Origin of the sequence: Serratia sp. Je.1.23.a, assembly GCF_051129805.1 — a bacterium.
GTDB classification, from domain to species: Bacteria; Pseudomonadota; Gammaproteobacteria; order Enterobacterales; family Enterobacteriaceae; genus Serratia; species Serratia liquefaciens.
Genome location: NZ_JBCPSR010000004.1, coordinates 341,555 through 363,157 on the forward strand (window position 1 = coordinate 341,555; position 21,603 = coordinate 363,157).

At 56.2% G+C, this 21,603-nt stretch carries 17 protein-coding genes and 1 pseudogene; 11 read left to right on the top strand and 7 right to left on the bottom strand.

Annotated elements, in window-relative coordinates:
- Positions 1-10: 10 nt before the first annotated feature.
- Entirely contained in the window at positions 11-817 is an 807-nt protein-coding gene (gene tcdA / locus AAZT04_RS17110) for a tRNA cyclic N6-threonylcarbamoyladenosine(37) synthase TcdA (RefSeq protein ID WP_020828384.1), read from the top strand.
- Here tcdA and csdE read toward each other — a convergent pair.
- Together csdE and csdA are read right to left on the bottom strand one after the other, a co-directional pair.
- Complete coding sequence (gene csdE / locus AAZT04_RS17115) at positions 808-1,242, bottom strand: cysteine desulfurase sulfur acceptor subunit CsdE (RefSeq protein WP_048759189.1); 435 nt, start codon at positions 1,240-1,242, stop codon at positions 808-810. The two genes, tcdA and csdE, sit on opposite strands and share 10 nt — an antisense overlap.
- Positions 1,243-1,265: 23 nt before the next feature.
- Positions 1,266-2,471, bottom strand: coding sequence for a cysteine desulfurase CsdA (gene csdA, locus AAZT04_RS17120; RefSeq protein ID WP_434681087.1), 1,206 nt, complete (start codon positions 2,469-2,471; stop codon positions 1,266-1,268).
- A gap of 195 nt (positions 2,472-2,666) precedes the next feature.
- Between csdA and AAZT04_RS17125 the strand changes: the two genes are divergently transcribed.
- The 4 genes from AAZT04_RS17125 to rlmM all read left to right on the top strand — a co-directional run bounded on the left by AAZT04_RS17125 (position 2,667) and on the right by rlmM (position 5,736).
- Complete coding sequence (locus tag AAZT04_RS17125; protein WP_004952250.1) at positions 2,667-2,891, top strand: YgdI/YgdR family lipoprotein; 225 nt, start codon at positions 2,667-2,669, stop codon at positions 2,889-2,891.
- A 383-nt stretch (positions 2,892-3,274) separates the two neighbouring features.
- Positions 3,275-4,192, top strand: a complete 918-nt coding sequence (locus tag AAZT04_RS17130) for a transcriptional regulator GcvA (protein WP_020828381.1) — start codon at positions 3,275-3,277, stop codon at positions 4,190-4,192.
- Positions 4,193-4,244: 52 nt separating this feature from the next.
- Positions 4,245-4,640: a DUF423 domain-containing protein gene (locus tag AAZT04_RS17135; protein WP_020828380.1), complete on the top strand. Its 396-nt coding sequence runs from the start codon at positions 4,245-4,247 to the stop codon at positions 4,638-4,640.
- Positions 4,633-5,736, top strand: a complete 1,104-nt coding sequence (gene rlmM / locus AAZT04_RS17140) for a 23S rRNA (cytidine(2498)-2'-O)-methyltransferase RlmM (protein WP_020828379.1) — start codon at positions 4,633-4,635, stop codon at positions 5,734-5,736. Before AAZT04_RS17135 ends, rlmM begins: the two co-directional genes overlap by 8 nt.
- A 30-nt stretch (positions 5,737-5,766) precedes the next feature.
- Here rlmM and xni read toward each other — a convergent pair whose 3' ends face one another.
- The 3 genes and pseudogenes from xni to queF form a co-directional block, all read right to left on the bottom strand.
- Positions 5,767-6,522 carry a flap endonuclease Xni gene (gene xni / locus AAZT04_RS17145; protein WP_262259587.1) on the bottom strand — a complete coding sequence of 252 codons (756 nt, stop codon included), beginning with the start codon at positions 6,520-6,522 and terminating at the stop codon, positions 5,767-5,769.
- Between the two features lie 170 nt (positions 6,523-6,692).
- Positions 6,693-8,057: a nucleotide 5'-monophosphate nucleosidase PpnN gene (gene ppnN, locus AAZT04_RS17150; RefSeq protein ID WP_004952240.1), complete on the bottom strand. Its 1,365-nt coding sequence runs from the start codon at positions 8,055-8,057 to the stop codon at positions 6,693-6,695.
- Positions 8,058-8,247: 190 nt separating this feature from the next.
- Positions 8,248-8,358 (bottom strand): annotated as a pseudogene (queF, locus tag AAZT04_RS17155) (NADPH-dependent 7-cyano-7-deazaguanine reductase QueF); the annotation flags it as partial.
- Between the two features lie 107 nt (positions 8,359-8,465).
- Between queF and syd the strand changes: the two are divergent.
- The 6 genes from syd (at position 8,466) to AAZT04_RS17185 (ending at position 20,161) form a co-directional block, all read left to right on the top strand.
- Positions 8,466-9,017: a SecY-interacting protein gene (gene syd / locus AAZT04_RS17160; protein WP_234530725.1), complete on the top strand. Its 552-nt coding sequence runs from the start codon at positions 8,466-8,468 to the stop codon at positions 9,015-9,017.
- A gap of 967 nt (positions 9,018-9,984) precedes the next feature.
- Positions 9,985-10,311 (top strand): YqcC family protein, encoded by a 327-nt coding sequence (locus tag AAZT04_RS17165; protein WP_041415648.1) that lies wholly within the window; start codon positions 9,985-9,987, stop codon positions 10,309-10,311.
- Between the two features lie 152 nt (positions 10,312-10,463).
- The gene (locus AAZT04_RS17170; RefSeq protein WP_434681054.1) at positions 10,464-16,445 is read left to right on the top strand and encodes an alpha-2-macroglobulin; all 5,982 of its coding nucleotides are present in this window, start codon (positions 10,464-10,466) and stop codon (positions 16,443-16,445) included.
- Positions 16,446-16,498: 53 nt separating this feature from the next.
- A complete protein-coding gene (pbpC, locus tag AAZT04_RS17175) occupies positions 16,499-18,847 on the top strand; it encodes a penicillin-binding protein 1C (protein WP_434681056.1) in 2,349 nt (782 codons plus the stop codon).
- Between the two features lie 60 nt (positions 18,848-18,907).
- Positions 18,908-19,678 carry a tRNA pseudouridine(65) synthase TruC gene (gene truC / locus AAZT04_RS17180; RefSeq protein ID WP_020828370.1) on the top strand — a complete coding sequence of 257 codons (771 nt, stop codon included), beginning with the start codon at positions 18,908-18,910 and terminating at the stop codon, positions 19,676-19,678.
- 33 nt (positions 19,679-19,711) lie between these two features.
- Entirely contained in the window at positions 19,712-20,161 is a 450-nt protein-coding gene (locus AAZT04_RS17185) for a flavodoxin (protein ID WP_020828369.1), read from the top strand.
- Between the two features lie 95 nt (positions 20,162-20,256).
- On the opposite strand, the gene AAZT04_RS17190 is transcribed toward AAZT04_RS17185, so the two are convergent.
- Both AAZT04_RS17190 and dapD read right to left on the bottom strand, forming a co-directional pair.
- On the bottom strand, positions 20,257-20,646 hold the full coding sequence (locus AAZT04_RS17190; protein ID WP_006318690.1) for a DUF3461 family protein: 390 nt from the start codon (positions 20,644-20,646) through the stop codon (positions 20,257-20,259).
- Between the two features lie 128 nt (positions 20,647-20,774).
- A complete protein-coding gene (gene dapD / locus AAZT04_RS17195) occupies positions 20,775-21,599 on the bottom strand; it encodes a 2,3,4,5-tetrahydropyridine-2,6-dicarboxylate N-succinyltransferase (protein WP_401424198.1) in 825 nt (274 codons plus the stop codon).
- Positions 21,600-21,603 lie beyond the last annotated feature (4 nt).

Sequence of the window (21,603 nt, forward strand, 5' to 3'; positions counted from 1 at the left end):
TAAAAGCGTTATGAGCACAGCCTATTCTGAAGCCTATCTGCAGCGTTTTGGCGGCACGGCACGTTTATACGGTCAGCAGGCGTTGGCGCTGTTTGCCCAGGCGCACATTTGCGTGATTGGCATCGGCGGCGTGGGCTCCTGGGCGGCAGAAGCGCTGGCGCGTACAGGCATCGGCGCTATTACGCTGATTGATATGGACGATGTCTGCGTCACCAACACCAACCGTCAAATTCATGCGCTGCGCCAACATGTCGGGCAGTCAAAAACGGAAGTGATGGCGGAGCGTATCCTGGCGATCAACCCAGAGTGTCGGGTGACCTGCATTGACGATTTCATTACGGCGGACAACGTTGCCGAGCTGCTCGATAACAATTTCAGCTACGTCATTGACGCGATTGACAGCGTGCGGCCGAAGGCGGCACTGCTGGCTTATTGTCGACGCTACAAGATACCTGTGGTCACCACCGGCGGTGCCGGTGGACAGATAGACCCGACCCAGATTGCGGTGGTCGATCTGGCGAAAACCATACAGGATCCGTTGGCGGCCAAGCTGCGTGAGCGGCTGAAAAATGATTTCAACGTGGTGAAGAACAGCAAGGGCAAGCTGGGCATCGACTGCGTGTTTTCCAGCGAACCCCTGGTTTATCCGCAGCCGGATGGCAGCGTTTGCGCGTCGCGCAGCACCGCAGAAGGGCCAAAACGAATGGATTGCAGCGCGGGATTCGGTGCGGCAACCATGGTTACCGCGACCTTTGGCTTTGTCGCCGTTTCCCACGCGCTGAAAAAGATGGTAGCGAAAGCCGCGCGTCAGGCGTAGCGGGCGCCGATCGCTTTCACAGCGGCAGCCAGCGCTTCCAGTCCACTGGCTCGGGTGGCGCTGAGCTGGGCGCGTAGCGCCAACCGATCAAACAACCCCAAGGGGTCCATCGCCGCGATTTGTTGCGGCGTTTTTCCTTCCACCGCCGTCAGCAGCACCGCCAACAGGCCTCGTACGATGCGACCTTCGCTGTCGCCATAAAAATGCAGCGTCCCGTCCGCCTGCAACTGATGCCCCAGCCAGACCCGGTTTTCACAGCCGCTCAATTCCATTTCCGCTGCACGTAATGCTTCCGGCAACGGGGGCAGCTGTTTTGCCAACATAATCAGTTGGCGATAGCGATCTTCCCACTGTTTCAGCGCGGTAAATTTTTCGATTAGCGCCCCGGCGGTGATTTCACGGCCAAAGGGATGGGGGGCAAGCATAGCGTCTCCGGTGTTCATTCAGTCTAGTCGGCCAGTAGATCGATGGCGTTGATCAGGGCTGCGATCAAAGCATCGACATCTTCCTGGGTGTTATAAGGTGCAAAGGAGGCGCGCAGCGTCCCACTGACCCCGAGCGCCGCCATCAGCGGTTGGGCGCAGTGCTGGCCGGCACGTACGGCGATGCCTTGTTCTGCCAGCAGGGTGACGATGTCGCTGTGGTGGATGCCGGCAATATCGAATGCCAGCAGGCTGGAGCCTGAGCAACGGAAGCTGCGAAAGCCAGGTAATCCCCCCAACCTTTGTTCGGCGTTATCGGCCAGGCCACGGCTGTAGCGTTCGGCAGCCAACATATCCTGGTTGGAAAGCCATTCCAGTGCGGCGGCTAACCCCAACACGCCGGCGATATTGGGCGTTCCAGCTTCAAAGCAGTGAGGAGGTTTTTGCGGCGTGAACCCCTCGAACGATGCCTGGGTCAGCATCTTGCCGCCGCCCTGCCACGGTGCCATTTGCGCCAATAACTCGCTCTTGCCGTACAGCGCCCCTATGCCGGTTGGGCCGTAGAGTTTGTGGCCGGAGAAAGCGTAGAAATCAATATCAAGCCGCTGAACATCGGCAGGGCAGTGCACTATGCCTTGCGCGCCGTCGATCATCACGCGTGCGCCGGCGCGGTGGGCCAAAGTGATGGCATACGCCAGATCCGGGCAGCCGCCGGTGACGTTGGACATTTGCCCCAGTGCCAGCAGACGGGTTTTGGCGTTGAGCAGGCCAGGCAACAATGTCAGGTCCGGCAGGCGATCTGCACCAAGGGGCAGTTTTACCACCCGAGCTCCGGTTTGCTCTGCCACCATCAACCAGGGGATCAGATTGGCGTGATGCTCGGCCTCGCTCACCAGAATTTCGTCACCCGGTTGCAGCAGTGGGCGAGCATAGCTCTGCGCTATCAGGTTGATGGCTTCGGTGGTGCCGCGGGTCCAGATAATATCATCGGCTGAAGGGGCGTTGATCAGAGTCGCGACCTGTTGGCGCGCCTGCTCGAAACGGGCGGTCAGGTCCTGTGCGGCCCTATGCTGGCTACGATGCACCGTTGCCGCATCGTCACGATAAAACTGCTGCGTAGCGGCGATGACCGCCAGAGGTTTTAATGCGGTGGCGGCGCTGTCGAGATAAATGCCCGCCTGCTGCAATGCAGGAAACTGATTACGGAAGTCGATGGGATTAAAAGGTGTCATACCCTGATTATCACTGGCTGGAGTCAATCACTGATCCTGTCTTATTTTACGGCTGGAGACAAGCTATCACGACCATTAGGACTTATTGCCTGGCAATCTTGGGAAAGTTTGTTATGCTAATAAGTACGCGCTAAATAATGGCGTTGAATAATAGAAAGGGTTTTTTACAGCATTTAAAACTACAAGGAGTCCACAATGAAGAAGACAGCCGCAGTTATCTCTGCTCTGATGCTTACATTCACCCTGGCAGCATGCTCCAGCAATTACGTGATGCACACCAATGATGGGCGCACTATTGTCGCTGACGGCAAGCCAAAAGTGGACAATGACACCGGGATGATCAGCTATAAAGATGCCAACGGTGTTGAGCAGCAGATCAACCGCTCCGACGTGAAAGAAATGGTTGAAAGCAACCAGTAAACGTCAGGCAAAAAAAAGCACCGCAAAGCTTGCGGTGCTGCATAAAATCACTATGGACAGACAGGGTAAATGTACAGGAAGTGAAAAAACAGTAGCTTAGCTACCACGTCTGGATTGCCAGACAATTTGCAAACACAACATCACAACCACAAGCCAAAAGTTCATCGGCGTCCTCGACACCCACTCCCTTTTCGTTCCGGCCCGGGAAGTGCCGCCACTATAGGTATTTGCTGGCGCATGCTCAACGGACAATTTATAATGGCTCGGATTAAAAAAACTAATGGTAGCGCTTTGTTGTTCTGTGCCTTTTGCACCGCACACCACGCCGCCTGATTTTTTATGCCGAATCACTCGGAATATTGTTACACAAAAGTAGCTAATAAATGTCTAAACGCTTACCACCTCTTAATGCACTGCGGGTATTTGACGCGGCTGCCCGTCATCTGAGTTTTACCAAAGCGGCTGAAGAACTGTTTGTCACCCAGGCCGCGGTGAGCCACCAGATCAAGTCGCTGGAGGACTTCCTCGGCCTGAAGCTGTTTCGGCGCCGCAACCGCTCGCTGTTGCTGACGGAAGAAGGGCAAAGTTATTATCTGGATATCAAGGAGATCTTCTCCTCGATCAACGAAGCGACTCGCAAGCTGCAAGCGCGCAGCGCGAAGGGGGCATTAACCGTCAGTTTGCCTCCGAGTTTTGCCATTCAATGGTTGGTGCCGCGTTTGTCTGGCTTTAACTCAGCTTATCCGGGAATTGATGTGCGTATCCAGGCTGTGGATCGTGAAGAAGATAAGCTTGCCGACGATGTCGACGTGGCGATTTTCTATGGCCGTGGCAATTGGACCGGGTTGCGTGCCGAGCGTTTATACGCGGAATATCTGCTGCCGGTGTGCTCCCCTAGCTTGCTTACCGGGGAACATGCGTTAAAAGTGACGAGCGATCTGGCTTATCACACGCTACTGCATGATACTTCACGCCGCGATTGGCTGGCCTACACGCGCCAATTGGGGTTGCAGCACATTAATGTGCAACAGGGGCCGATTTTCAGCCACAGTGCCATGGTGGTTCAGGCTGCGGTGCATGGGCAGGGGATTGCGCTGGTGAATAACGTGATGGCGCAGACCGAGATCGAAGCCGGGCGGTTGGTATGCCCGTTCAACGACGTTCTGGTCAGTAAAAATGCTTTTTATCTGGTATGTCATGACAGCCAGGCAGAACTGGGTAAAATAGCCGCCTTTCGTCAGTGGATCCTGGCGCGGGCAGCCAGCGAGCAAGAAAAGTTCCGCTTTCGCTACGAACAATAAGGCCGGTCGCCGTTTTTTCGCCGCCGGTTTTCTTCAATAAAGGTAAATAACGATGAGCAGTCGTTCAATGCTGATTTTTGCTGCTATCAGCGGTTTTGTATTTGTTGCTCTGGGCGCGTTTGGCGCACACGTATTAAGTGGCACGCTGGGCGCTAACGAGATGGCCTGGATCCGTACCGGGCTGGAATATCAGGGCTTTCATACCCTGACGATCCTGGCACTGGCAGTGGCGATGCAACGCCGTGTCAGCCTGTGGTTTTACTGGAGCGGGGCGTTATTGGCGCTCGGCACCGTACTGTTCAGCGGCAGCCTGTACTGTCTGGCGCTGTCGCACCTGAAGGTCTGGGTCTATATCACGCCGATTGGCGGCGTGTGTTTCCTGGCCGGTTGGGTATTGATGTTGATTGGCGCTTTGCGTCTGAGGAAAAAGGCCGAGCGCCATGAATAAGATTGCGTTGTATTGCCGCCAGGGTTTTGAAAAAGAGTGTGCGGCGGAAATTACTGCTAAGGCTGCCGAGCTGGAAGTGTTTGGCTTCGCCAGAGTGAAGGACAACAGCGGCTACGTGCTTTTTGAGTGCTATCAGCCGGACGATGCCGATCGCCTGGCGCGGGAAATTCCGTTCCGTGAATTGATTTTTGCCCGCCAGATGTTGGTGGTGGGCGAGCTGCTGCGTGATTTGCCGCCGGAAGATCGCGTATCACCGATTGTCGGCATGCTGATTGGCGTGGTGGATCGCGGTGGTGAGCTGCGAGTAGAAGTGCCGGACACCAACGAAAGCAAAGAGCTGATGAAGTTCTGCCGCAAACTGACGGTGCCGTTGCGCGCCGCGATGCGTGAGCAGAAAGTGTTGATGGCCCGTGAGAATGCAACCCGTCCGGTGGTGCACGTGTTCTTTATCGCGCCGGGTTGCTGTTATGTCGGTTACTCCTTCAGCAACAACAACTCACCGTTCTATATGGGCATTCCGCGCCTTAAATTCCCTTCCGATGCGCCAAGCCGTTCTACGCTGAAGCTGGAAGAGGCATTCCACGTGTTTATCCCCGCCGACGAGTGGGACGAGCGTTTGGCCAGCGGTATGCATGCGGTCGATCTGGGGGCCTGTCCGGGCGGTTGGACCTACCAACTGGTGCAACGCAGCATGATGGTGCACGCGGTGGACAATGGCCCGATGGCGCCAAGCCTGATGGATACCGGACAGGTAACCCATCACCGCGCCGACGGGTTCAGATATGAACCTTCCAGCAGCAAGATTTACTGGCTGGTGTGTGACATGGTGGAAAAACCTGCGAAGGTGACCAGCTTGATGATCCAATGGCTGGTGAAAGGCTGGTGTCGCGAGGCGATCTTCAACCTGAAGTTGCCGATGAAAAAACGCTACGAAGAGGTTTCGCAGAACCTCCAGTCGATCAGGGAAGCGCTGGATGCGGCGGGCATCAGCTCGCAAATCCATGCCAAGCAGCTGTACCACGATCGTGAAGAAGTTACCGTGCACGTCCGCCGTATGTGGTCTGCCGTGGCTGGTCGTCGCGACGAGCGTGATTAATTGAGCGGGCGCTTTCTGCAGCGCCCTGGTTTATGCCGGTAACCGCAGTTGCTGCAGGTTACCGGTTAACGTCAGGTCGGTGCGCAAGGTGGCGACCTTTTTACTGATATAAGCCATGTCGCGGTGTTGTTGAAGTTTACCGCGCCATTTCTCCGGCACCTGCTCCAGGGCCTGGTAGAGCCCGTCCAGCGAACCTGCCTGCTGCAACAGCAACACCGCCGTTTTCGGTCCGATACCGGCTACACCAGGGATCTTGCTGCTACTGATCCCCGCCAATCCCCAGTAATCCGCCAACTGCTGTGGCGATACCCCAAACTCCTGCTGCACAAACGGCATATCCAGCCAGCGCTTTTGAAAGTAATCGCGGATTTGCACGCTGGGTGCCAACAACTGACAGTAACCTTTGTCGGTGGACACAATAGTGACCTGATGGCCGCCGCCGGCGACTTTGGCCGTCAGCGTTGCCGCCAGATCGTCCGCTTCATTGCCTGGCGAGTGCCAACAGGCGACGCCGAGGGCCTCGAACGCCTGGCGAAGCTGCGGCATTTCCTGCTGCAGATTCTCCGGCATCGGCGAACGTCCGGCCTTATAGTCGGGCAGGATCTGATGACGCCAGCTTTCGCTGCGATCGTCCTCGTCGAATACCGCCACCGCGTGCGTTGGGCGGCTGTGCTGGATCAACTGTTGCACGGCGTGCTGGCAGGTGTTGACACAGGGAGACCCCTGCACGGCGTGAATGCGGCGGATGAGGTTGAGGGCGTCGACAATCAGTAGGTGTATAGGCATTAACTCGTCGTCTTTCAAGCTGCAACGTTGCTGACTTCACGTACTCCCCCCAAGTAAGCTCTGGGGATGAACACGCTTACCGCCTGGCTGCAACTTGAAATCCATATAGAGTAAAGGCGGAAAAGTCAGGTAAAAAGAAGGGCGGTTATTAGGCCGCCCCGGAGAGTTCATTAAGCGACTATTTCGTAGCAGGGTACATAGGCGCTGCCCGGCAGCTTCATGCGGTGTTGAGCAACGAAGCCCTGCAACAGGCTGTCCATCTGTTTCATCATCTGCGGTTCGCCGTGCAGCTTGTACGGGCCGAACTGCTCGATGGCATGAATGCCATTTTCCTTCACGTTGCCGGCGACGATGCCGGAAAACGCGCGGCGTAGCGCAGCGGCCAACTGTTCGGCCGGCTGGTCCGGATACAGGTTGAGATTCGCCATATTTTCATGGCTCGGCTCGAATGGTAATTGCAGATCCGGCGCGATGCGAATAGACCAGTTGAAGCTGTAGGCATCGCCGGTATTGCGGCGGTTTTCTTTCACCAGCGGCATGGCTTTTTTCATCTGCCGCGCCACTTCTGCCGGATCGTCGATGATGATGGTGTAATGGCGGCGCGCTTCGTCCCCCAGCGTGTTCATGATGAACTCGTCCAACACGCGGAAATAGTCGGCGCTCTCTTTTGGCCCGGTGAGGATCAGCGGCAAGACCTGTTCGCTGTTTTCCGGGTTCATCAGAATACCCAGCAGATACAGCAGTTCTTCCGCCGTGCCAACGCCGCCCGGGAAGATGATGATGCCGTGGGCAATACGGACGAAGGCCTCCAGGCGTTTTTCGATGTCCGGCATGATAACCAGCTCATTGACCAGCGGGTTTGGCGGTTCTGCGGCAATGATTGAAGGTTCGGTCATGCCGATAAAACGGCTGTTGCGGTAGCGCTGCTGGGCGTGGCCCACGGCGGCGCCTTTCATCGGCGCTTCCATGGCGCCAGGTCCGCAGCCGGTACAGATATTCAGCTCGCGCAGGCCCAGCTGGCTGCCGACCTTGCGGGCATAAAGGTATTCATTTTCATTGATCGAATGGCCGCCCCAGCACACCACCAGGTTAGGATCCTCATCGAGGTGCAACGCACGGGCGTTGCGCAGGATAGAGAACACCAGGTTGGTAATGTGGGCCGAGTTTTCCAGATTCAGATGCTGGAAACGACCGGCGCTGTCGATCTGCCCGTGAACGAACAGAATATCGCGCAGCACGGCGAACAGGTTGGCCTGCAGCGAGCGGATAATTCGACCGTCGACAAAGGCGTCTTCCGGTGGGTTAACCAGTTCCAGTTTCACACCGCGCTCACGGCGCAGCACGTTGATATCAAAGGTTTCGTAGCGTGACAGCAGCTGTTTACTGTTGTCGGTCTGGCTGCCGGAGTTCAAAACGGCCAGCGAACAGTTGCGGAACAAACGGTATAGATCACTGCTGGCGGTACGCTTCAGCATGTCTACTTCCAGCTGCGACAGCAAATCCATAGAGCCAAGCGGGCTGATGTGTGTAATCAAGGTAACTCCTTTGCACCCGGAACGGGGCAGTAGTAATCCATACGCAGCAGAACAGCATCTCGTTATTGTCAGGGCACGGCGGCAAAACCCGACCGGAATGCCCGGCGCACCTGATTTAACCTTACCGCCGTCCCCCGATTTTTACCAACACAAACCACTCGTTAGCTCAGTTGTTGAGCAATGTTTCGCACTATTGGCGTGTCGGACGACCTCGAGACGGGACAAAGTCCGTTTTGCTGCGCCAGGGATTGATGTCCTGCCCCCCGCGACGGGGGCAACGTGCGTAGATCGTCAGGCTTTGCCCAGCGTCAGTTCCGACAGGGAGGGGGCTTGGTCGGAGGACATCTGCTGTCACCTTGGTGAGAGATAGGTACAATGGTCGCCAGTTTACCGTATGCGAGAAAAAATATGGACCACGATGTACCGCACGCCCTGCGTGAATTTACCCAGCGTTATGTTGAGCTTTGGCAGCAGGAGCGCGGTCATGCGCCGGCAAGTCAGGAGCTGTACGGCGTGCCGTCGCCCTGCCTGGTCGAAAACCGCGATGACCAGGCGCTGTGGTTGCCGCAACCCTTCACACCGGCCGCAACGCTGGAAAAGGTAGAGACTGCGCTTGAGCTTCGTCTGCAGCCGGACATCAATCTGTTTTATACCCAGCAGTATGCTGGCGATATGGGTGCGCAGTTCGGCGAACATTATTTGACCTTGCTGCAGGTATGGAGCGAAGACGATTTTATCCGCCTGCAGGAAAACCTGATCGGTCATCTGGTAACGCAAAAACGTTTGAAACTGTCCCCGACGCTGTTTCTGGCAACCACCGAATCAGAAATGACCCTGGTCTCTTTGTGCAACGTCAGTGGGAATGTGGTGCTGGAGCAATTTGGCAGCGATAAGCGCACCTTGCTGGCCGCGTCGCTGGGCAATTTCCTCGATGCATTGCGCCCGCGGATAGAAGATTGATGCTAATTTAACCGCGTTGCGTGTGCGAGATCTCTCACAAGCGTTGTGAGAGATCGCTTTTAATTTTTGGCTCACTGCCGGTTAGAAGCATTTTATTGTTATCCAGATCAATTGGTTAGTTTTTCTTTAGGATAACTCTTAGCATTAATTTGTAGCACGCCTGCCAGTAAGCCCTTGTGAACCCGGGATAATTAAGCGATCTTATGTTCACCGGAAGGGATACGGTGGAGCTGGAAAGCATCAGGATGATGCAGCTTCAGGATGAAGAAGTGGATGCGCTCAGTGAAGAGCGAAGGACGGCGTCAGGAGATGCCAGGATGTTTCAGGACTGAAACCAGGGACACCTCCAGGATGGAGATTGAGAGCCAGCAAAGGATGGTTGGCGGGTCATGAAGACTAAGGAACCGCATCAGGACGATGCTATGGGACAACGCCAGGAAGGTTTGGTCAGGATGACCGCAGGAAAAGTTTTCAAGGATTGAGCAGGGAGCACACTGTGTAGCGGGATAGCTATAAAACGAACCGAGGGCACTGTTAGCGCAGTGCCCTCAACTTTTACGACTTCCTGTTTAAGCATCCATCAGTTTAACCCTGCTCAAACTTAATCCGCCTCAAATTCATCTCAGTTGTTAACCAATCGTCCCCAGCGTATCGCTATCAATCCTGTTTAAGAACTCAATCCCATTTCGATACTGATAGCCGGCAGTATAAAGCCGAGGATCAGCAGGTCAAAGCCAGCATGGCTTTGCCGGGCGTGGCGTGGTTTTTTGTCGTTGTGATCGCAGGCATGTGTCTAATCTGTTTGGTTTAGTCGGTGGGCCTATTGTGCCGTGGGGCGCTGGACGCCACCAGATAAAAACGGCCGTGCTAGTCAAGTCAGCCGAATTTGGACTATAAAAATGCTATGCTTTGCCGCTTTTCAGCCATACGGCTGAATCTTCATCATGAAAATAGATCGGGAATGCAGATGAGTATAAATAATCAGGTTCGCCACAGTTTGCAGGCGATTGAGCAGTCAATGCGCGATTTGGCTCTATGGCAGGCCGCGCCGCCTGAGCCTGAGGCTTTCTCCAGCTCCGAACCTTTCTGCGTAGACAGCATGTCGGCCGAAGCCTGGCTGCAATGGGTGTTTCTGCCGCGCATGTACGCGCTGCTGGATGCGGATGCGCCGTTGCCGACGCGTTTCGCCATCACGCCTTATTTTGAAGAGGCGCTGAAAGATAATGAACCCAACTGCATGCCGCTGCTGGTTGTGCTGCAGAAATTGGATAACATGCTGAATAAAGAGTCGTAATTATATTCCGACGTGGCCGCTGATTTTCGCCAGGCGGCAGATGGGTGTATTAGCGCAGACGCCAGGACAGGGTATTTGGCGGCGTCTTTCGAACCCGATAAACCTTGGCCGTTTATCCGGGGATCTGCAAAGGATTATAAGGTGCTGCAATAATGGATTTATTAAAGTTTATCCTTCGTCTGCCTTTTACGTTAATCAAGGGCGCATTTCGCCTGCTGGCACTGAGCCTGGCGTTACTGGGCCGGTTATTCAGGCCGCTGATCGGTAATCTTGCCTGGAGTGCGCCTGCCTGGTGGACTGCGCTGTCCGCCGGTGTGAAACGGGCGTTTTTGCGGCTGGAAAGCGGCGTAAACAAATACCCGAAAGCCATCAGTCTGGCGTTGCTGGTTTTGTTGTGTATCGCCGGTGGCGCTGTCTACGGCTGGCACTGGTGGCTGAACCGACCGCAACCGATCGAACCGGCACCCATGGTGTATCAGCAAACCGACGTGCAGGCCGCTGGCCCTGAAGCGATAAACTACGCGGTTCAGAAGCCGACACCGCAGAAGCTAAGCCTGACGTTCAGTCACTCGGCGGCGCCTTTGACCGACGTTGGTAAAGCGGTGACCAAAGGCGTGACGCTTAAGCCGCAGGCCGAGGGCCAGTGGATCTGGAACGACGCCTCAACCCTGGTCTTTACGCCGAAAAAACCGCTGCCGATGGGCACGCAATACCAGGTTAATCTCGATTCTGCCACGTTGCTGGCGCCGCAGATCAAGCTCGCCAATACTCGTTACACCTTTAACGTGCCCGCTTTTAATTACCAACTGGGGCAGGCCGAGTATTACCAGGACCCGCAGGATCCGAAGAAGCGCAGCGCTATCTTTAATCTGAAGTTCAATGCGCCGTTGGACGTCACCAGCTTTGAAAAACAGGTCTCGCTGGGATTGAAGGAAGGCAACGCCAAGTCGGAGAAAAAGCTTAACTTCTCGCTGGTCTACGACGAGAAAAAACTCAACGCCTGGATCCACTCAGAGCCGCTGCAGGCGCTGGATCAGGGCGGTGTGGTGCACCTGACCGTCGGCAAGGGCATCAAAGCGACGGTGCCCGCCAACGCCATCGACGAGGTGAAAAGCAACCGGGTCACGGTGCCGACGCTGTACAGCCTGGCGCTGAGCGATGCCAGCGCCCAGGTGGTCGACGCCGAGGGTGCCAAGGGGCAGCGGGCCCTGATCGTCGCTTTCAGCGACGCCGTCAAGGATAAAGAGCTGGTGCGCGCGACCAAGGCCTGGTTGCTGCCACAGCACGATCCCAGCGATGCTGAAGCCGCTAAAGACCCGAATGATTTTTATCAGTGGGATACTGACAGCGTCGCCAAGAATGTGCTGGCGCAGTCAACGCCGCTGAATCTGACGCTCAACGAAGCTGAAGAGAGCTACCAGCCGCAGTTCAGCTTCAAATTCGATGCCCCGGCACATCGCTTCATGCTGCTTGAGATCGACAATCAGCTGGTCTCCAACGGCGGTTACAAAATGCCGAAAAAGGCCTACCGGGTGATTGAGGTGCCGGAGTTCCCGAAATCCCTGCAGTTCATGTCGCAAGGGTCGCTCCTGTCGGTCAACGGCGATAAGCAGATCAGCGTTGCCGCGCGCAACGTGGAGGGCTTGCGCCTGGATATCAAACGGGTGATCCCAAGCCAACTGCAGCACATCGTTTCTTTCAAAAGCCGGGAATACTCTTCCGCCGAGTTTAACCGGCTGGATGACGAATATTTTACCGAGCATTTTAAATACCAGACCGCGCTCAATAATGACCAGCCGGGCGTGGTGAATTATCAGGGCATCGATCTTTCCCGCTACTTGTCCACCAATCCTGATTCTCACCGCGGTGTGTTTTTGCTGACGCTGTCCGAATGGCAACCAAACAGGAAACCGGCGGAGGAAGAGGCTGGAGCGGATGAGTCTGAGGAAGAAAGCGACGATCAAGCTGAGGTCGGCGATTCACGTTTTGTGGTAGTGACCGATCTGGGCATCGTCGCCAAAAGCTCCCAGGACAAAACGCGCGATGTATTTGTCCAATCGATTCACAGTGGCGCACCGGTCGGCAGCGCGAAAGTGTCGGTGATCGCGAAAAACGGCGTAACCTTGCTCAGTCAAATCACCGATACCAACGGCCACGTACGTTTCCCGGCGCTTGACGTTTACACCAATGAACGCCAGCCGGTGATGTTCCTGGTGGAAAAGGAGGGCGATGTTTCCTTCTTGCCGACCGGCAGCTATAACGATCGCGGGTTGGATTTCTCGCGCTTCGATATTGCCGGTGAACAGACCCCGACCGATCCGCGTGCGCTCAGTAGCTATCTGTTCTCCGATCGGGGCGTTTACCGGCCGGGAGATACCTTTAATGTTGGCCTGATCACCCGTGCTGCCGATTGGAGCGTGGGACTGGCCGGCGTGCCAGTACGTGCTGAAATCCGCGATCCGCGCGATAAGCTGATGACCACGGTGCCACTGACGTTGGGCGCCAGCGGGTTCAACGAGCTGAGCTACACCACCGATGAGAATTCACCCACCGGCGAGTGGAACGTCTATCTGTATCTGGTGGGGAAAAACCACGACACCTCAACGCTGCTTGGTCATACCTCCGTCAATGTTAAAGAGTTTGAGCCGGATCAGTTGAAGGTGAAGCTGGAGCTGACGCCAAACCGGCAACAGGGTTGGGTGAAACCTTCTGAATTGAAAGCCAATATTGACGTGCAGAACCTGTTTGGCACGCCGGCGCAAGACCGTCGCGTCACTTCCAGGTTGACGCTGCGCCCCATGTATCCGAGCTTTGACCGCTTCCCGGACTACGCCTTCTATGAGAATCGGCAGAACAGTGACGGCTTCGAAACTGAGTTGGAAGACCGCACCACCGATGAGCAGGGTACGGCTAACATCCCTCTGGATCTAAAAGGTTATGCCGACGCCACTTATCAGTTGCAACTGTTGTCGGAAGCCTTTGCCGCAGGTGGCGGGCGTTCGGTGGCGGCTACCGCCAGAACCCTGGTATCGCCTTATGATTATCTTGTCGGCGTGAAGGCGGATGGGGATCTTGGCTATATTAACCGCGATGCGGCGCGTCATCTAAATGTGATTGCCGTAGATCCGTCGCTCAAACAGATTGCCCTTGCGGATCTGAAGCTGGTGCTGATCGAGCAGAAATATATTTCCGTGCTGACCAAGCAGGACTCCGGTGTTTACAAATATCAATCCAAGTTGAAGGAAGTGTCGCTGTCGGAGCAGCCGTTGGCACTGAGTGAACAGGGGAATGACCTGCAGCTTGCGACCGACAAGCCGGGCGATTTTGTATTGGTGATTGAAGATGCGCAGGGCAAGGTGCTCAATCGCGTAGCCTACAGCGTGGCCGGGAATGCCAACCTTAGTCGTTCGCTGGATCGCAATGCGGAACTGAAATTGAAGCTGAACCAGGCGGAATATCAACCTGGCGAAGAAATAGAGGTGTCGATCAACGCGCCTTACACCGGCAGCGGTCTGATCACCATCGAGAAAGATCACGTTTACGCCTGGCAGTGGTTCCATAGCGATACCACTAGTTCGGTACAAAAAATCCGCCTGCCAGCCGGCATGGAGGGTAACGGCTATATCAACGTGCAGTTTGTGCGCGACGTCAACTCCAGCGAAATCTTTATGAGCCCGCTGAGTTACGGCGTTATGCCATTCAAAATCAGCACCCGCGCACGGCAGAATGGGCTGGAAGTGACAGCACCAACGGTGATTAAGCCCGGTGAAGATCTGACCATGACGGTGAAAACCGATGGCCCGCAGCAGGTGGCGTTGTTCGCTGTCGATGAAGGGATCCTGCAGGTGGCTCGCTACCGGCTAAAAGATCCGCTGGAGTTCTTCTTCAGCAAGCGTGAACTGAGCGTCACCAGCTCGCAAATTCTTGACCTGATCCTGCCGGAGTTCAGCAAGCTGATGGCGCTGACGGCGGCACCGGGCGGCGACGCGGGGGAAGGTTTGGATCTCAACCTGAACCCGTTCAAACGCAAGCGTGATAAGCCGGTCGCTTACTGGTCAGGTATCACCGAGGTGAACGGCGAGAAGGCGTTCGTCTATCCGGTGCCGGATTACTTCAACGGTAAAATCCGGGTCATGGCTATCTCGGTCACGCCGGACAAGATCGGCAAGGCGCAAACCGCCGCGACGGTGCGGGACAACTTCATCATGACGCCAAACGTACCGGCGATGGTGGCACCGGGCGATGAGTTTGACGTCAGCGTGGGCGTCAGTAACAACCTCGAAGGATTGAACGGTCAACCGGTGGCGGTAAGCGTGCACTTGACACCGCCTCCTCAGTTGGATGTGGTGGGCAACGCCGTGCAAGGCCTGTCACTGGCGGAAAAACGCGAGGGTGTGGTTAACTTCCGCCTGCGTGCCAAGTCTGCGCTGGGGGATGCGCCTTTGGTGTTTGACGCCAGCTATGGCGACAAGAGCAGCCGCCGCACGGTCAGCACCTCGGTGCGGCCGGCTATGCCGTATCGCACCCAAACGGTAATGGGGCGGATGAGCGGCGGCAGCCAAAACGTCGAAGGCCTGCGTCAGATGTTTGACGCCTATGCGCAGCGTCAGGCGGCGGTTTCCCATTCACCGCTGGTGCTGACCAACGGGCTGGCTCAATACCTGGCAGACTACCCTTACTACTGTTCCGAGCAGATCGTCAGCCGCTCCATTCCGCTGATCCTGCAGAGCCGTCATCCGGAAATGGCGGGGGGCCTGAGCCAGTCCGAGGTTAGCAAACAGCTGCGCAACCTGCTCGGCGTGTTGCGTTCTCGTCAGAATGACAGCGGGGCCATTGGCGCCTGGCGGTCATCGCCGGATGCCGATCCTTTCGTTACGCCGTATGTGGTCCAGTATCTGCTGGAAGCGAAACAAGCCGGGTATGCGCTGCCGGAGGGGATGCTTGAGGAGGCCAACGGCGCACTGCGTGAATTGGCGGCCAGCGGCTTTGATGACCTGTATCGGCTGCGTTTGCGCAGCTGGGCTATCTATCTGCTGACGCGGCAAGGCGAGGTGACCACCAATGCGCTGGCAATGGTGCAGGATACGCTGCAAAAACGCTATCCGGACAGTTGGAAAACCGATCTGAGCGCGCTGTATCTGGCATCGTCTTATCAATTGCTGAAGATGGATGACGAGGCTGCCGCACTATTGCAGCCAAGCTGGCAGCAGTTGAGCAAAGCCTATGACAACGCCTGGTGGACGCAGAATTACTTTGATCCGCTGGTGCAGGATGCGACGCGGCTGTATTTGATTACTCGCCATTTCCCGGAAAAGGTGGCATCGATTCCGCCGCAGGTGTTGGAGAACATGGTGAAGGCGCTGAAAGAAGAGCGCTACACCACCTACTCTTCCGCGATGAGCATACTGGCGCTGGAGAGTTATTCGGCCCAGGTGGCGCAGTCTGCCAACGCGGGTTCGCTGGACATTGCGCAGATTGGTAAAGGCGGCAATGCAGCACCACAGCGGATAGCCGAGCTGCAGGGGCTGTTTGCCAAAGGGCAGTTTACCGCTGATGCCGCCGCTGTCCGCTTTACCAACAGCGGTGATGCGCCGGCCTGGTACTCGGTGACGCAGGCAGGTTATGACCTTGCTGCGCCACAGAAAGCCCTGGCACGCGGGTTGGAAATCACCCGCGATTACACCGATGAGCAGGGTAAGCCGGTCACGCAGGTAACGCTGGGTCAGAAGGTCAATGTACATCTGAAAATCCGTGCTAACGCTAAAGAGGGGCTGAGCAATCTGGCGATCGTCGATCTATTGCCGGGCGGGTTCGAAGTGGTGCAGCAAACGCCGCCGGAACCTGCCGCTGACGAGGACAGCGAAGCGGAAGCGCCAAGCAGCAGTTGGCAGTCACCGCTGGCGGCTTCAGGATCCAGCTGGGCGCCGGATTACAGCGACATTCGTGAAGATCGGGTGATCATTTACGGCAGTGCCAGCACCGACGTACAGGAGTTCGTTTACCAGATCAAAGCGACCAATACCGGCAGCTTTATTATCCCACCGGCCTATGGCGAAGCCATGTATGACCGTGAAGTGCAGGCCATGTCGGTCAGCAACGGCAAATTGGTGGTGGTGCCGGCGGAAAATAAATAAGCCGTGACTGGCGTCGGGCGGATATTAGCCCGACGCCAGCGCGTTGAGATCCGATGAAAATCCTGAAAACACCCTGGCTGCAGAATAGCCTGATGGCGGTCTTTCTGCTCGCGCTGGTGCTTGGTGCCATTCGGTTATGGCCGCACCCGCCGTTGGCGCAAGAATTACCGCTGTCCTCCACCTACTATGATCGCCAAGGTACGCTGATGCGCATCACGCTGGCCAACGACGATCGTTACCGGCTATGGACTCCGCTGGAGGATATTTCACCTTTGGCGGTGCGTGGTCTGCTGCTGCATGAGGATCGGTGGTTTTACTACAACCCCGGTTTTAACCCCGTTAGCCTGGCGCGCGGCTTCTGGCGCAGCTATGTTTCCGGTGGCAGGATGCAGGGCGGTTCGACCATCAGCATGCAACTGGCGCGCATGCGCTGGCATCTCAACACCCGTACGCCGGGTGGCAAACTGCTGCAAGTGGCGCGTGCGATACAGCTAGAACTGAGCTACTCCAAGCACGATATTTTGGAAGCCTACCTGAACTACGCTCCTTACGGTCGCAATATCGAAAGCATCGGTGCCGCCAGCCTGATCTACTTCGCCAAGCCACCGCGAGACCTGACCCTGCCGGAAGCGTTAACCCTGGCCGTATTGCCGCAGTCACCCAGTTACCGTCTGGAACCTAAAACGGGCGTGCTGGGTGTTGCCCTGACGCAGGCGCGCGACCGCTTGTTCCAGCGCTGGCAGCAAGTCTACGCGACCGACAGCAGTCAACAGGCCCTGTTTCGGCTCCCGCTAGCGCTGCGTCAACCCGAGCAGATGCCCTATATTGCACCGCACTTTATCGAGCAACTGCGTCAGCAGACTCAGCAGTTGGTGCAGCGTAATAGCCGCGTCGACACCACGCTGGACGTGGGGCTGCAACGTTTGGTCGAACGACAGGTAAATGCCTTTATCGCCCGTAATCAGAGCCGTGGGATCCACAATGCTGCAGTGCTGCTGGTGGACAGCCGCGATATGGGGGTCAGGGCGCTGGTGGGGTCAGCAGACTATTACAACCGCCAGATCCAAGGGCAGGTGAACGGGACCCATGCCAAGCGTTCGCCCGGTTCGACCCTGAAGCCCTTTATCTATGCCCTGGGCATGGAGCAAGGCGTGCTGCATCCGATGACCATCCTGAAAGATGTACCTTCCTCATTTGGTGCCTACGCGCCGGAGAATTTTGACCGGCGTTTTCTTGGGCCGGTAACCGCCACCGATGCGCTGAATTTTAGCCGCAATATTCCCGCTGTGTACGTGGCGTCGCAACTGCGGCAGCCGACGTTCTATCAGTTCCTGCGCCTGACCGGCGTTGAGAATATGGCCAGCGAGAATCACTATGGCTTGTCGCTGGTATTGGGGGGCGGTGAGGTTACCGCTCAGGAACTGGCGAAGCTCTATGCTCTGTTGGCGAATCGCGGCGCATTGCGTCCGTTACGCATGCTGAGTAGCGATGCGGAGACGCCGGCGGTGCGCTTGCTTAGCGAAGAGGCCAGTTTTATTACGCTGGATATGCTGCGGCAACACCGACGGCCGGGAGATACCTTGGCGCAGCGTTCATCGTCGCTGCCGGTCTATTGGAAAACGGGGACCTCATGGGGATTTCGCGATGCCTGGAGCGTAGGGATTTTCGGGCCCTATGTGCTGGTGGTGTGGGAGGGGAACTTCGACAGTCGCGGCAATAATGCCCTGGTGGGCGCCGATGCAGCGGCTCCGTTATTCTTCAATATTATCGACAGTGTGCATGCCAGCTATCCCACGCTGCGGGAGCCCCGACAGCCATTTCCGAAGCGGCTGCGGCGGGTGGATATTTGTCTGGCCAGCGGCGATTTACCCACCCCCTGGTGCCAGCAAAAGGGCAAAACCTGGTTTATTCCCGGCAAGTCACCAATCAAGGTCGACAGCGTTTATCGGCCGGTGGTGCTGGATATTCACAGCGGTGAGGTGGCCTGTCCGCCCTATGACCAGGCACAAACCCGCACTGAAGTGTTTGAGTTCTGGCCTTCCGATCTGGCCAACGTGTTCGCTCAGGCCGGGTTGCCTAAGCGTTCGACGCCGATAAATCGCTGTAAGGACAACGGTATTGCCGTCGGGGGTAATGCGCCGCGCATCACCTCGCCGCTTAAAAACACCACCTATACCCTGCGGCAATCGCAGCAGGGTCGCGATAAAATTGCCTTCAACGCAGTGACCGATGCCGACAGCAAAACGGTGTACTGGTTTGTTGACGATATCTATCTCGGTAGCAGCGCCAGCAAAAAGGCCATCGACTGGCGGCCTATCAACAATGGGCAGTACCGCATTCGGGCGGTGGACGATCGCGGCCGGGCCGATAGTCGTCTGGTGACCATCGAATGGGTTAACTAGCCCTGACGCACTGCTGTATACTCGCGCCGGAATCTGGGCTTTTACGTAGGAAAAGAGATTGTGATTGAGGTTTTGTATCAGGATGAGCACCTGGTGGCGGTGAACAAGCCGTCCGGTTGGCTGGTGCACCGCAGCTGGCTGGATCGCCATGAAACCCGGTTTGTGATGCAGACCGTGCGCGATCAGATTGGCCAGCACGTGTTTACCGTGCATCGCCTTGATCGTCCTACTTCCGGGGTATTGCTGATGGCGTTGTCCAGCGAGGTGGCGCGGCTGTTGTCGCAGCAGCTTGAACAGCACCAAATGCAGAAAACCTACCATGCGGTGGTCCGCGGTTACGTGCTGGAAGGCGATACCCTCGATTACCCGTTGACGGAAGAGCTGGACAAAATTGCCGACAAGTTTGCCTCGGCGGACAAAGGTCCGCAGCCGGCAGTCACCCATTATCGGCCGCTGGCGCAGGCAGAGATGCCGGTGGCGATTGGCCGTTACGACAGCGCGCGCTACAGCCTGGTTGAACTGAAACCGGAGCATGGCCGCAAGCACCAGTTGCGGCGCCATATGGTGCATATCCGCCATCCCATCATCGGTGACAGCAAGCACGGCGATCTGCGTCAGAACCGCGGCATGGCGGAGCATTTCGGCTGTTCACGCCTGATGCTTCATGCCAGTCACCTGCAGCTGAATCACCCGGTGACCGGTGAGCCGCTGCAGATTTCCGCTCGCTGGGACGAGTCCTGGCAGGGCGTTATGTCACAGTTTGGCTGGGCGGAGAGTATCCCTGAGCTTGCCAGGGTTGAGTTTCCTTCAGCTAGCGGTCAGGATAACTGATCATTTCTAAAGGTATTTAAGGGAGTAGGAGCAATGGCTCAGGTTGGAATCTTCGTGGGAACGGTTTACGGCAACTCACTGCTGGTGGCGGAAGAAGCGGAAAATATCCTCAGCGAACAGGGGCATGAGGTCAAACTGTTCGAGGAGGGCACGCTTGAAGCCTGGCAGTTTTACCGTCAGCATTACGCGTTGGTAATTACCTCCACCACCGGTCAGGGCGATTTGCCGGACAGCATTGCACCGCTGTTTCATGCTATTCGCGATCGGGTCGGCTACCAGCCAGAGCTGCGTTACGGACTGATCGCGTTGGGTGACAGCAGCTACGATAACTTCTGCGGTGCAGGGCGCGCATTTGATGCATTGCTGCAGGAACAAGGAGCAACTCGCGTAGGTGAGGTGTTGGAAATCGATGCGATGGAACAGCCGGAGCCGGAAGTGGTTTCCTGCCCGTGGGTCGAGCAGTGGGCCACATTGCTGAAATAGAATTACCCGTTGCCTTTCAAGTTGCAGCGTTGTTAGCTGCAACTTGAAATTCATAGGGTAAAAATGAAGTCCAGTAGATCCAGTTCGCTGAACCCTTACTTACCGCGGGTCAGTTTTTCCAGATCGGATTCGATCTCGGCAATCTTGTGGGAAACCACGCCTTCCAGATGACGCAGGTCATCAAGAATTTTGCGTTTCAGATCCACTTCAACCTGGTCCCGCTGGCACAGCTGATCCAGCTCATCAATCACGTAACGCAGGTTCGGGTTAATTTCGTGGATTTCTTTGTAACCCTGGCCGGCATTGTCCGCAACTACGGTCTTGCGTTGGCGCGGGTATTTGAACTTCACGCTTTTGGCAAAGAACTCGCCTTTATCCTTGCGGAAATAAATCTTAAGAATGTCGTTATTGGCCTCCTGACGCAGGCTATAGCGATCGACATCTTCCGGTTGATTGATTCCTAAGCTTTTCAGGTTGTCATACATAATAGCGCCACCTTATAAATAGACTTTATTCCACGGTCTGGGATTATGGCGAATAACCACGCCAGAGACTGTGACTGCTCACGTAATGAAGACAAAAAAATAGCGGGTGATTCACCCGCTATCTTAATTTAGTCGATGGTGCGCAATAACTCATTAATGCCGACTTTACCGCGCGTCTTGGCATCGACTTTTTTGACGATCACCGCGCAGTACAGGCTGTAAGTGCCATCTTTGGACGGCAGGTTACCGGAAACCACCACCGAGCCGGCAGGCACGCGGCCGTAGTGCACTTCACCGGTTTCGCGGTCGTAAATGCGGGTGCTCTGGCCCAGGTATACGCCCATGGAAATTACGGAACCTTCTTCTACGATCACGCCTTCAACCACTTCTGAACGCGCACCGATAAAGCAGTTGTCTTCAATGATGGTCGGGTTGGCCTGCAGAGGCTCCAGTACGCCACCGATGCCGACGCCGCCGGACAGGTGAACGTTCTTGCCGATTTGCGCGCAAGAGCCGACGGTAGCCCAGGTATCCACCATGCTGCCTTCGTCAACGTAAGCGCCGATGTTCACATAGGATGGCATCAGAACCGTGTTGCGGGCGATGAATGCGCCCTGGCGAACGGTCGCTGGTGGTACTACGCGGAAGCCTTCTTTCTGGAAGCGCGCTTCGTCGTAGTCGGCGAATTTCATTGGCACTTTGTCGTAATAACGGGTTTCTGCACCGTCCATCACTTTGTTGTCATTGATGCGGAAAGAAAGCAGCACGGCCTTTTTCAGCCACTGATGCGTTACCCACTGACCGTCAATCTTCTCGGCAACGCGCAGGGCGCCGCTGTCCAGCAGGCCGATCACCTGGTTTACCGCTTCGCGCGTTACGGTGTCTACGTTCGCCGGGGTGATTTCCGCGCGGCGCTCGAAGGCGTTTTCAATAACGTTTTGTAATTGCTGCATGCTG